The following is a 12,450-nucleotide window of genomic DNA, read 5'->3' on the forward strand; positions in this document are numbered from 1 at the left end:
GATTGAATCAAAAGCTGGTACTGACCCGAATATTTTCCTATATATTCACTATAAATTCATAAAATAGTTGTAATTATTTTTGTGATTTTAGTTTTTTCAACAAAAGTTCAATTTTTTAGACGAAAAGGAGGATGATGCCAAACCTCATTATCCTCTTGGAAATTTGAATATCTCACCATAACGACGGCTTTTATTATTCAGATGACTGTTGAATTTTCCGCTGTAAATCTTGCTGATTCATTTTTTGCTTTCTTAAATGCAAGCACCCTTCAACCACCAATAATGCAACTGCCAACCAAATTGGGATATAAGTCAGCCATTCCCCTGCTTCAACTCGTTCACCTAACAACATAGACACAAAAGCCAACAGCACAGGTTCTAAATAACTCAGTAAACCAAAAATCACAAAAGGCAAATGGCGGCTGGCCAAAATATAACTGCCAAGTCCCAATGCACTTAAAAAGCCCAATCCAAGTACCGACCAAATTAAATATGGAAAAGCTGCGATGACATTTACACTGTCACTATAATAAAAGCCTAAATATACCGCGACAGGAATAACTAGCAGTAAATCCCACCAAAACCCGCCCAAGTGATCGGTTTGAAAGACCCGACGTAAAAAGAAATATAAAGGATAGGCAAATGCCACATATAAGGTTTCCCACGCCACCGTGCCAATGCGCCAGATTTCATGACTGACACCTAGCATGGCTAAGGCAACTGCTGCCATCTGCCAAGTCGATAACTTTTCTTTATATAGCACACAGCCAAGCAAAACCATGATCAAAGGCAATAAGAAATAACCCAAAGAAACCTGCAAACCACGCCCGTTAATCGGCCCCCACAAAAATAACCACAATTGCGTAGTGCATAAAAAAGAACTAAAAATCAGCCAAAGTATGAATTGTGGTTGTTGTTTGAGCCGCTGAAAAATCGCGGAAATATGTTTTAAATCTCCCGACCACCACATAAACAAAGTTAGGAATGGCAAAGTTGCCAACATACGCCACGCAAAAGTTTCTTCGCTGTCTAAAGGTTTGAGTAATTGGGTATAAAAATACAGCACCCCAAAAGTGACCGATGCTAAAACCGATAGTGCAATGCCTTTATACATCCGACTCTCCCCTATATCAGTCGGCATTATACTCATATATACGTTGTTTTAGAGATTGATCGAATGTTCAAAATTTAAAATGACAGGATATAAAAAACCACGCAGCTTTTGCGTGGTCAATTGGTCTGCATACGTTTGTCTGCTTATATCTATAAGTAGCTCTGGAGCTGCTGCAACTTAGTCTGACTTTTTAGTTTGCGTATGTCTGGTATAAATCACATCACTTAAGTCATAACCGAGTGATTTGGCATAGTTCAGATATTCAGTCACGACAGCCTGATCAGGATGCGGCGTACGTGAAAGTACCCATAAATATTTACGGCGTGGTTCACCCACCAAGGCAGTTTGATAGTCATCATCTAGCTTTAACACCCAATAATCACCACGCCCTACAGGCAACCAACGAATGACTTCAGGTAAAAAGCTAACTTTGAGTTTGCTGTTAAAAGGCGCATTTTGTACAAAAGCTTCGCCCAAAGCACGCATTTGTTTGCCATCTTTTGCAATACAACGGTTATCCACCTGCACATTGCCATTTTCATTCAATGTATATGCTGCTGTTACATTTGAACCGCATTTGTTTTGGAAATATAAAGGCTTTCTTGCAACCTCATACCAAACGCCTAAATATTTATCTAATTCGACTTTTTCTACCGTTTTCATCGGTTCATTGGTTTTGGAATATGCCATAGTCGCAGCACCCAAACCAATCAGCACCACACCACCAAGGGCAATTTTGGCAAGTCGCGCACCTGCAAACGGAAGTTTTTTAGCCATTGTCCCAACCTCTAAACTCTAATGTTCAGTCAATTTTGTTTATCTTCTTCAAAAATAACCGCAAGCATTTCAATTTACTGTATGGATATGTAATTTTTGCAACTCAAATTTTACATAGCAAGTTTAGTATGCAAACTCGCACTTACACTGACAGTGCAATTCGCCCCAATTTAGCCAGATTGCAACATTTGCGCTTTTAAACGCAAAATTTCATCACGTAAACGAGCCGCTTGTTCAAATTGCAGTTCTTTAGATGCTTTCAACATCTCTTTTTCAAGTTTGGCAATATGTTTGGCATACAGTTTAGGATCAGCCAAAATGTGCTGTTCATCGTCACTTAAAGCACGGCTTTGTGCATTGATTTTTTCATCAATTTGCTCATCGTTCAGCACTTCACCTGTGTCGATTTCTTTAATCACCTGACGCACTGCACTACGTGGAGTAATGCCGTGCAATTCATTAAATTCAATTTGTTTGGCACGACGACGCTCTGTTTCATCTATCGCCTTTTGCATTGAATCGGTAATGCGATCTGCATATAAAATTGCTTTACCTTTCAAGTTACGTGCTGCACGTCCAATGGTTTGAATCAACGAACGTTCTGAACGTAAAAAGCCTTCTTTGTCGGCATCTAAAATTGCCACTAAAGACACTTCAGGCATGTCTAAACCTTCTCGTAACAGGTTAATGCCAACCAAGACATCATGCACGCCTGTACGTAATTCGTGAATAATTTTGACGCGTTCTACGGTATCAATATCAGAGTGTAAATAAGCCACTTGAATGCCGTATTCTTTTAAATACGAGGTCAAATCTTCAGCCATGCGTTTGGTTAAAGTGGTGACCAACACCCGCTCATTCAATTCTTTACGCAAATTGATTTCAGACAGCACATCATCCACTTGCGTCAGCACAGGACGAATTTCTATTTCAGGGTCAATCAACCCTGTTGGACGCACCACTTGCTCTACAATTTGCTGTGATTTTTCCAATTCATATTGTGCAGGTGTGGCACTCACATAAATTGTGGATGGCACGATGCGCTCCCATTCTTCAAATTTCATGGGACGGTTGTCCAACGCACTTGGCAAACGGAAACCATAATTCACCAAGTTTTCTTTACGGGAGCGGTCACCTTTATACATTGCGCCTATTTGCGGCACAGTCACGTGTGACTCATCAATAATTAGCAAAGCATCATCAGGTACATAATCAAACAAAGTTGGTGGAGCTTCACCTGCGGGACGGCCAGACAAATGTCGTGAATAGTTTTCAATGCCATTGGTATAACCCAATTGTTGCATCATCTCTAAATCATAACGGGTACGCTGTTCTATACGCTGCGCTTCCAGCAATTTGTCGTGTTCACGGAAAAACACCAAACGCTCTTTCAACTCTTCTTTAATGGTACCAATCGCGCGTTCCAAATTATCTTTAGGCGTTACATAGTGACTTTTAGGATATATCGTCACCCGTGGTACTTTGCGTACCAATTTGCCTGTGAGTGGATCAAACCAGCGAATCGAATCAACTTCATCATCAAACAATTCTATGCGAATAGCATGCTGATCAGATTCAGCTGGGAAAATATCTAAAATTTCACCCCGAATACGGTAAGTACCACGCAAAAACTCTAGCTCATTGCGCGTGTATTGCATTTCGACCAAACGACGAATCAAATCATCCCGATTCACCCGATCTCCCTGCACCACATGCAGTAACATACTCATATAGGCATTCGGATCGCCCAAACCATAAATAGCAGAAACAGACGCCACAATAATCGCATCACGACGTTCTAATAATGCACGTGTCGCAGAGAGTCGCATTTGGTCAATATGATCATTAATAGCCGCATCTTTTTCAATAAAAGTATCGGAAGATGGTACATAGGCTTCAGGCTGATAATAGTCATAATAACTGACAAAATATTCGACTGCGTTGTTCGGAAAGAACGCTTTAAACTCACCATACAACTGCGCTGCCAGCGTTTTGTTATGTGCCATGACAATGGTCGGACGCTGTGTTCTGGCAATCACATTGGCCATGGTATAAGTCTTACCTGAGCCTGTAACCCCAAGTAATAGCTGATCATGATAGCCCTGTTCTATCCCTTGAACCAATTTTTCAATGGCTTGTGGTTGGTCACCCGCAGGTTGATAGTTGGTGACTAAATCGAAAGGTTGCTTATCACTCACAAATGCAGCTCTCAGGTTTGATGCGACCTAATATTTTAGCAGATTTGCCTACACTCAGGACATCCGAATATGTTGTGGCGATGTTGCGTAGCTACAAAGCCATTGCTCGGTTTTAATTCTGTATTGGACGCTGTTAGAACGAAGATGTGCTACGACTAAATTGAGCACGGGGAAACTGCTTTAAGACTTGACCCACTGGCTATTCAAAGGCAACATGAAATTTCAGGACGACAACCATAAAAGCACACATTCATGACTTACCAATATCACGACGAATCAATTATCAAAAGCCTCCCTGAAGATACTGTTTTCGTATTTGGCAGTAACATGGCAGGACAACATGCAGGTGGTGCAGCACGAACAGCCAAAGAATTTTTTGGTGCCGTTGAAGGCGTCGGGCGCGGTTGGGCAGGACAAAGTTTTGCCATTCCAACCATGAATGAACATTTACAACAAATGCCACTATCGCAAATTCAGCACTATGTGGATGACTTTAAAATCTATGCCAAAAACCATCCTAAAATGAAGTATTTTTTAACTTCAATTGGTTGTGGTATTGCAGGTTATACGGTTGAAGAAATTGCCCCTATGTTTAAAGGCATTGCCCATAATGTGATTTTTCCTGCGTCGTTTCGTCCTTTTGTCGAAAAAGCATTGCCTAAACTAACGCAAAAATTACTACACACCATTTACCGTGATTCTGTGATTTTTACCCCTGCCACCGATGAATTAATTGAAGTCTTGGCATTGAGCGATAATGAAAAAGCCTTGGCTAAAATCATATTGAATACACAAATGTACCCAACTGACAGCAATGGGCGTGATCGGGTCTTTGAAATTCAGGATATTTTGCACAACTTAAATGGTAAGGTATTCGAGTTCCAAAATAATTCAGAAGGCCCAATGCTATTTGGTGCAGCGATTTTGGCTTTATTGGAATTGTATAATATCAACGAGCAAGATTTTAGCGATGTATGGCATGGCGTACGTGAAATCTCGCCGCCAAAACCTGCCAACAAAGCGCGTAAGCATGTTCGTTAATTTCAATACTTTTAAATCCCCATCAATAAAAAATGCCACGTAATTGTGGCATTTTTTTAGCGCTTACCCATCGAACGACGAGTACCACGTGGCGGTGGCCAAGTCTTATCCGCATATTGCTCAGGTTTAGGACGCACCGAATTATGTACCGCCTGATCATTATCCTGCGCTGTGTTTGGCATTGGGAATGGGAGATTCACCAATGGTTTTTTTGAAGTAGGCTGCTGCTTACTCATGACCATCACTCTTATAAAATTTGGACTATTTTAAAGTTTTTTGCCGCCCGATGCGAGAAACTTCCACCTCACAGCAGTTTTAATCACGATTTCATAGGAAATTGGTCTAATTTGGTGATTTTTTATTAATTTGATGCAATTTTAAACGACGCAGACATCGAATTTAGGCTAAGATAATATGCTTTTTATTTTTTTATCCCTATAAGAAGGAATATGCCGTGGACGTACGTCTCTCTGATCGTGTCAATGCCATCAAACCGTCCCCAACACTTGCAGTAACCAATAAAGCCGCTGAACTTAAAGCTGCGGGTCATAACGTTATTGGTTTGGGTGCAGGTGAACCGGATTTCGATACACCACAACACATCAAAGATGCAGCTATTGCAGCAATTAATAACGGTTTTACAAAATATACTGCTGTTGACGGTACGCCTGGTCTTAAAAAAGCCATTATCGCAAAATTAAAACGTGACAATAATCTTGACTACCAAGCGAACCAAATTTTGGTTTCTTGTGGTGGTAAGCAATCATTCTTTAACTTGGCGTTGGCTTTGTTAAACAAGGGTGATGAAGTGATTATCCCTGCACCGTTCTGGGTAAGCTATCCAGATATGGTGATTATTGCTGAAGGCGTGCCAGTTATTGTGGAATGTGGTGAAGAACAACGTTTCAAAATCACGCCTGAACAATTAGAAGCTGCGATCACTGACAAAACACGTTTAGTGGTGTTAAACAGCCCATCTAACCCTACAGGTATGATCTACACTAAAGCTGAATTAGAAGCTTTGGCTGCTGTACTACGCAAATACCCTGAAGTATTCATTGCATCTGACGATATGTATGAACCAATCCGTTGGGATGATGAGTTCTATAACATCGCAACAGTTGCACCAGACCTTTATGACCGCACAATCGTATTAAACGGTGTGTCTAAAGCTTATGCAATGACTGGCTGGCGTATTGGCTATGCAGCGGGCCCTGCTAAACTAATTGGTGCGATGAAGAAAATTCAATCTCAATCGACTTCTAACCCAACTTCTATTTCGCAAGTTGCTGCAGAAGCTGCATTGAACGGCCCACAAGACGTACTTGAGCCAATGGTTGAAGCATTCAAACGCCGTCACGACTTAGTTGTAAATGGTTTGAATGACATCAAAGGTATTTCTTGCTTACCTGCAGATGGCGCATTCTATGCGTATGCAAACATCAAACCATTGATTCGTGCGAAAGGCTTAAAATCTTGCACAGAATTCTCTGCTTGGTTATTGGAAGAAACTGGTGTTGCCGTTGTTCCTGGTGATGCGTTCGGTTTAGGCGGTTTCATGCGTATTTCTTATGCAACTGCAGACGAAGTGCTTGTAGATGCGCTTGCACGTATCAAAAAAGCAGCAGAATCAATTGAAGGTGTAGATGAAGCGATTGCTTCAATCGAAGCTGAAAAAGCTGCCAAATAATCTAAACCTGTTTAGATGAACAAAACCCACGATTGAATCGTGGGTTTTTGTTTTAATTACGTTTTTTCACTCATCATTTTTCCTCATTTCTGAGGAGAGAGATCACAAATAACGCTTTTAAAAAGCCTCAAGATCATTTCTTGATTGATATAAAAATTCCAATACAAAAAAATCAAAACAACAGCAATCTAAACGGTTTTATACACGTGGTTTAGTTAAAATCACCATCAAAATACCACACAACACAATCAAGGTTGCCACGACCATCAACAGGGTGAGTTGTTCACCTAAAAAAATCACACCGCCTAAAATCGCCAAACACGGTACAGAAAGTTGCACAGTACTTGCGGTAATGTGATCAATTTTTTTCACAATGCTGTACCACAACACATACGCGCCAGCCGAAGCCAATGCACCCGACAACACTGCCAAAACCACACCCTGCCAAGTGATAAAACTTTCAGGTAAATGCCAAAGAAAAAATACAGCAACAAGTGGTGTCGCCAGAATGAAATTAGATAGAGTATTGGTTAAAGCATGCTGCATCGTCTTTGCAGCAATACTGTAAAAACCCCATGCAATACCTGCCAGTAACATCATCAATGCATATTTGAACGTTGGCGTACTGGCTTCAGGCAATAGCAACAAACCCATCCCCAATATAGCACAACCTAACCCGACCCAGCGCGGCAAAGTCATGCGCTCACCATGCAAAATCGCATAACTGATCATGGTGATTTGCACTGCGCCAAATAGAATCAATGCGCCTATGCCTGCGTCTATATGCAAATATGCTAACGAAAAACCGAGCAGATATACAGCAAGGCTGAGTGCAGATTTCCATTGGAATTGAATTGGTTGTTGAACCTGCAAAACAGCATAGAACAGTCCTAAGCACACTGCTCCACTGCCAACCCTGAGCAAACTAAAACTAATAGGGTCAATTTGCTGTTCAGCCAATGCCAAACGACACAGCAAGGAATTTGCAGCAAATGCGAGCATGGCAATGCATATTTTAATCCACACGGCTGAATATCCTTTTCAAGCTGTTCGCAAATCTTTATCGCAGTTTAGAACACTATTTTAGTGCAAGTCATTTCGCTCAATTCAATACAAATCTATTTGGCTGAAATGATAAATCATCTTAGATTAAATACTATTTAGATTAGATACTGTTTTTCAATGCTGCGATCAACTCTGATTTAGACACTACAGGTTGAGTTGTCGCTTTATATTCACATAAATAGCGAAAAGCAGAGTCTAATTCTACACGCAATTGTTTTTGTTCAGACACAGACCACACGCGTGAACGGTTGCTCCCCGAAAGCGCACTACCCGCCAGTTGGTACAAATATAAATCATGATCACGCTGTAATGGTTTTTTGGTGCCATTGTCTGGATGGTCTGAAAGCAATTGGCAGGATGATTGAATGAGCCATTTTTCACTAAACCACAACTGCAATAAATCGCCCAAATACAAATCTTGAGGTGCCAAAGGCCAGACATGAATAAACGCGCCTTCTACAGCAGTGTAGTATTGTTCAGGCGTAGACAAGATAGAAAGATAATGTTCTTGATAATAAGAAAATTGAGAAAAAATGTCAGAAATGCTGAGCGTATTCATTCGCTTACTCCGATTTAGCCATTTTAGTGCTGGCAAGTTGGGTTAAATCCACACTGTTTAAGATGCTACTTAAACGCTTTGTTCTGTTACTCAGACTAACAACCGATTTTATGTAACGCAAGTCTTGTGGGTGTTTTTTTAAGAAAATTTTGTTTTTTGTTCAAATAAAAAGCATATAAAGTCAAAATGAAAGAAACATGACAATTTATGCTTGACCCTTGCTTAAATCTGCTTATAATCGCATTCAGATTCTCCCATAGCTCAGTCGGTAGAGCGACGGACTGTTAATCCGCAGGTCCCTGGTTCGAGCCCAGGTGGGAGAGCCAAATTCTAAAAAGCCCAAGCATAACGACTTGGGTTTTTTATTGCCTAGAATTTATGGATGATGTGGTCTGTAAATAACCAAGCAGCGATTCATGCCTTAATCGTTCAAAAAGATGAATGTAACTGTTTTGGGCAATTCAGCTTAATGTAATTCCTAATCTTAGCCTTGATCATTTCTAAGTGACTTAGGCAACAATCCACAATCAAAATACCTAAGCAATAACTTGATTGATAAAAAAACGGAACCGAAGTTCCGTTTTCTATCTTAGATCATCTACAAGTTTTAAGCGGCTTGCACAGGCACGCCACTATGAAAACGGAACAAATCATCTGGACTTAAAATCAGATTCTTTTCCACTTCACGTATATGCTGAATTCGTCCCTGAATATCTTCTTCAGGGTTTTTCAGTTTTTCCGTTTTTGCAACATCCAAAGCCAGTGCCAAATAATCTTCATAATGCCGTGATTCTGATTTCAGTAAATAACGGTAATACTTACCTAATTCTTCATCTACCAATGGCGCAAGCGCATAAAACCGCTCGCATGAACGTGCTTCTACAAAGGCACCTATCACCAAAACATCAATTAGTGCTTCAGGCTCATAGGTTCGGATTTCTTTACGTAACCCCCCCGCATAACGCCCCGCACTTAAACCCTGCCACACCTGCCCACGCTTTGCCATGAACTCCAATACTTGTTCATAGTGCAGCATTTCTTCACGTACCAATTGCGCCAATTTGACCTGTAAATCGGTAAAAAAGCTGTAACGGAACATCAGGTTCATGGCTGTACCCGCTGCTTTCTTTTCACAGTTAGCATGATCCTGCATCAAAATATCTAAATTTTTTAATGCTTCGTTCAACCATTCTTTAGGTGTTTCACAGCCTAAAAATGCAATTACAGGCTGCATCAATTCATCATAATTTATGCTGGACATAACGTTTCAAATTTTATCTTTCAATTTTAAATATGCAGATTAACGCGCTGCATCAATCGCAGCTTTCATGCGTTTTACAGCCTGTTCCAAGCCGACAAATACAGCATCACCAATTAAAGCATGACCAATATTTAACTCATGGATGTGTTGAATAGCGGCAATTGCACCTACATTGTCCAAGTTCAAGCCATGCCCTGCATTAATCACTAAGCCACGGCTAGCTGCATATTCTACGCCCTGAACAATACGGGTCAATTCGGCTTGCTGTGCAGCTTCATTTTCTGCATTGGCATACGCGCCTGTATGAATTTCAATCGTTGGTGCACCACATGCCACTGCCGCATCAATTTGCGCAATATCAGCATCAATAAACAATGAAACGTCACAGCCCATTGCGGTTAATTCTTGCGTCGCAGCCTTGACAGCTTCAAAACTCCCCACAACATCTAGACCGCCTTCTGTGGTCACTTCTTCACGACGTTCTGGCACCAAACACACATGCTGAGGACGAATTTCTTTGGCAAAAGCAATCATTTCTTCAGTCACGGCCATTTCCAAATTCATACGGGTTTTCAGCAATGGACGCATACGACGTACATCATCATCCTGAATATGACGACGGTCTTCACGCAAATGCAAAGTAATCCCCTCTGCACCCGCTTGTTCACAAATCAACGCGGCCTCTACAGGGTCTGGGTAGTTCGTGCCACGCGCTTGTCTTAAAGTTGCCACATGGTCAATATTGACACCGAGTAAAGCCATAATAGATTCCTACATTACGCTTGAGTTTGAGAATTCTGAATCCACAATTGGCGACTTTTTAAAGGTCGATCACCCAACAGTGAACTAATCATTTGCCGATACAGTCTAGACAGAAATTGTAACTGCTCTGGGTTAAAATCCCTACCCTTTTCATAGTCACACATACTCAGAATCTGCGCACCGAGTAAGTTTGACCGTGAAGCTTGAGCGTTGGGAATAAAACCATCATTCAGTTGAAAATGATAATGTAGATTGGGCTGAATCGGCTCTTGGTTCGCATCGACTGAAAAATCAATCGCATAGCCTAATTCTTCCAATAATGCATGTTCAAACTGACGTAAAATTTGTCTTAAAAATAGATTAGGATTTTCTTGACTAGATAAATGTTGTAAATGCGCCAAAGTCTGGTGATATTGCACAAAAGTTTCAGGCATTTCCACTTCGGCAAAACACAAGCGCAACACAATTTCATTTAAATAAAAGCCTGAAAAAAATGCATCACCAAAGAAAAAAACGGGTTGATTGACAATTTCCAGCTTAGTGAAATTTTTAAGGTCTGATTTTCCCGAAGCTTGTATGCGAATCGGTTGATATTGTGGCGGTGGCATTTGTCTTAAAATACCATCGACCCGCCCATGTTCGCGAGTAAACAAATGCACAATATGGCTACGTTCGCGGTATTTTCGATGATGGATTAAATAACCATGCAAGATTTCATTACGCATGATTGCGTCAATTAATCCTATTCTTTAGAGGATTCTTGTTTGGATTTTTCTTCGTCATCACCATCTGGAATGACAGCACCAACTACAGCAGCAGTGCCTTTCACCACACCTTTTGTGGTTTTGTAGGCGACTTTTACGGGAACTGTCACAACTTTGTGAATACAACCTTGCAAGACAAACATACATGCCACAATGGCCAACACTTTCATCATCACAGTTCCCTTTTCGTCAAACTTAGATATCACTATATCCTAAGCTTTTTAATGCACGTTCGTCATCAGACCAACCACCTTTGACTTTCACCCAAAGCGTTAACATGATTTTTTGCTCGAACATTTTTTCCATGTCGACCCGTGCATCCATACCAATTTTTTTCAGCTTCGCGCCTTTTTCACCAATCACAATGGCTTTTTGACCTGGGCGATCTACAAAAATAGTGGCATCAATATAGGTACATGGCGCTTTCATACGACCCGTTTTTTCATTTAAAACCGCATCTTCAGTTTTAAATGATTCGATTTGCACGGTTAAATCGTAAGGCAGTTCTTCGCCCAATTGGCGCATGATCTTTTCACGGATAATTTCAGATGCCAAGAAACGTTCTGAACGGTCTGTGATTTGATCTAGCGAGTACAACGGTGGCTGGAATGGCAAATAGCGTTCAATCGTGTCACGCAAATGATCTAGGTTCGCGCCGCGCAATGCCGATACAGGTACAATTTCGGCAAAGTTCATTAACTTGGCACGTTCTTGAATAATCGGCAAAGCCTGATTTTTATTCTCAAAAGTGTCGAGTTTGTTAATCACTAGAATCACTGGCATTTCTGCATTTTTCAGCTTTTCTAGGACTAACTCATCATTTTGCGTCCATTTTTGTGCATCCACCACAAACAAAACCAAGTTCACATCACGCAAAGCAGATGATGCAGCACGGTTCATCATTTTGTTGATGGCACGGACTTCTTTTTTATGCATCCCTGGTGTGTCTACAAACACAGCCTGAGATTTTTCACGTGAATCAATTCCCACAATTTTGTGACGTGTGGTTTGCGGTTTACGTGAAGTAATGGATAGTTTTTGACCCAATAAGTGGTTCATGAGGGTCGATTTACCCACATTCGGGCGACCAACAATCGCAACAAAACCACTGCGGAAATCAGATGGAATTTCAGTTCCCTGACCGCTAAAGAATTGGTTAATTAGGTCATTGGCGTCGTTATTCGACTCGTGATCAGCATCTACGTGATCGGAATGGATG

Annotated in this window: 13 protein-coding genes and 1 tRNA gene; 3 read left to right on the forward strand and 11 right to left on the reverse strand. The window is 41.0% G+C overall.

Annotated features, from left to right (window positions below; genetic code table 11):
- Positions 1-193 precede the first annotated feature (193 nt).
- The 3 genes from rarD to uvrB all read right to left on the reverse strand — a co-directional run bounded on the left by rarD (position 194) and on the right by uvrB (position 4,089).
- Positions 194-1,114 (reverse strand): EamA family transporter RarD, encoded by a 921-nt coding sequence (gene rarD / locus FTV43_RS00215; protein WP_179994614.1) that lies wholly within the window; start codon positions 1,112-1,114, stop codon positions 194-196.
- Between the two features lie 177 nt (positions 1,115-1,291).
- Complete coding sequence (locus tag FTV43_RS00220; protein WP_004971700.1) at positions 1,292-1,891, reverse strand: lipocalin family protein; 600 nt, start codon at positions 1,889-1,891, stop codon at positions 1,292-1,294.
- A gap of 170 nt (positions 1,892-2,061) precedes the next feature.
- A complete protein-coding gene (uvrB, locus tag FTV43_RS00225; RefSeq protein WP_179994615.1) occupies positions 2,062-4,089 on the reverse strand; it encodes an excinuclease ABC subunit UvrB in 2,028 nt (675 codons plus the stop codon).
- Between the two features lie 252 nt (positions 4,090-4,341).
- Here uvrB and FTV43_RS00230 point away from each other — a divergent pair, with 252 nt between their 5' ends.
- Positions 4,342-5,130: a hypothetical protein gene (locus FTV43_RS00230; RefSeq protein WP_004971705.1), complete on the forward strand. Its 789-nt coding sequence runs from the start codon at positions 4,342-4,344 to the stop codon at positions 5,128-5,130.
- A gap of 56 nt (positions 5,131-5,186) precedes the next feature.
- On the opposite strand, the gene FTV43_RS00235 is transcribed toward FTV43_RS00230, so the two are convergent.
- Positions 5,187-5,366 (reverse strand): hypothetical protein, encoded by a 180-nt coding sequence (locus FTV43_RS00235; protein ID WP_004971707.1) that lies wholly within the window; start codon positions 5,364-5,366, stop codon positions 5,187-5,189.
- 218 nt (positions 5,367-5,584) lie between these two features.
- Between FTV43_RS00235 and FTV43_RS00240 the strand changes: the two genes are divergently transcribed.
- On the forward strand, positions 5,585-6,820 hold the full coding sequence (locus FTV43_RS00240) for a pyridoxal phosphate-dependent aminotransferase (RefSeq protein ID WP_004971708.1): 1,236 nt from the start codon (positions 5,585-5,587) through the stop codon (positions 6,818-6,820).
- A gap of 198 nt (positions 6,821-7,018) precedes the next feature.
- Here the strand turns inward: FTV43_RS00240 and FTV43_RS00245 are convergent, their stop codons facing one another.
- Both FTV43_RS00245 and FTV43_RS00250 read right to left on the reverse strand, forming a co-directional pair.
- The gene (locus tag FTV43_RS00245; protein WP_096901096.1) at positions 7,019-7,846 is read right to left on the reverse strand and encodes a DMT family transporter; all 828 of its coding nucleotides are present in this window, start codon (positions 7,844-7,846) and stop codon (positions 7,019-7,021) included.
- Between the two features lie 139 nt (positions 7,847-7,985).
- Entirely contained in the window at positions 7,986-8,444 is a 459-nt protein-coding gene (locus FTV43_RS00250; protein WP_178318832.1) for a hypothetical protein, read from the reverse strand.
- Between the two features lie 250 nt (positions 8,445-8,694).
- Between FTV43_RS00250 and FTV43_RS00255 the strand changes: the two genes are divergently transcribed.
- Positions 8,695-8,770 (forward strand) — tRNA-Asn (locus FTV43_RS00255).
- 281 nt (positions 8,771-9,051) lie between these two features.
- On the opposite strand, the gene FTV43_RS00260 is transcribed toward FTV43_RS00255, so the two are convergent.
- Genes FTV43_RS00260 through era form a run of 5 tightly spaced genes read right to left on the reverse strand, consistent with a single transcriptional unit; the run spans position 9,052 to position 12,449 of the window.
- Complete coding sequence (locus FTV43_RS00260; RefSeq protein ID WP_179994616.1) at positions 9,052-9,705, reverse strand: tRNA-(ms[2]io[6]A)-hydroxylase; 654 nt, start codon at positions 9,703-9,705, stop codon at positions 9,052-9,054.
- A 39-nt stretch (positions 9,706-9,744) separates the two neighbouring features.
- Entirely contained in the window at positions 9,745-10,470 is a 726-nt protein-coding gene (gene pdxJ, locus FTV43_RS00265; protein WP_179994728.1) for a pyridoxine 5'-phosphate synthase, read from the reverse strand.
- An 11-nt stretch (positions 10,471-10,481) separates the two neighbouring features.
- Positions 10,482-11,195: a DNA repair protein RecO C-terminal domain-containing protein gene (locus FTV43_RS00270; protein WP_179994729.1), complete on the reverse strand. Its 714-nt coding sequence runs from the start codon at positions 11,193-11,195 to the stop codon at positions 10,482-10,484.
- Positions 11,196-11,209: 14 nt separating this feature from the next.
- Entirely contained in the window at positions 11,210-11,404 is a 195-nt protein-coding gene (locus FTV43_RS00275) for an NF038104 family lipoprotein (protein WP_154320888.1), read from the reverse strand.
- Positions 11,405-11,426: 22 nt separating this feature from the next.
- Positions 11,427-12,449: a GTPase Era gene (era, locus tag FTV43_RS00280; RefSeq protein WP_178318868.1), complete on the reverse strand. Its 1,023-nt coding sequence runs from the start codon at positions 12,447-12,449 to the stop codon at positions 11,427-11,429.
- Position 12,450 lies beyond the last annotated feature (1 nt).

Origin of the sequence: Acinetobacter sp. YH16053 (assembly GCF_013417035.1) — a bacterium.
In the GTDB taxonomy this organism is placed as follows: Bacteria; Pseudomonadota; Gammaproteobacteria; order Pseudomonadales; family Moraxellaceae; genus Acinetobacter; species Acinetobacter towneri.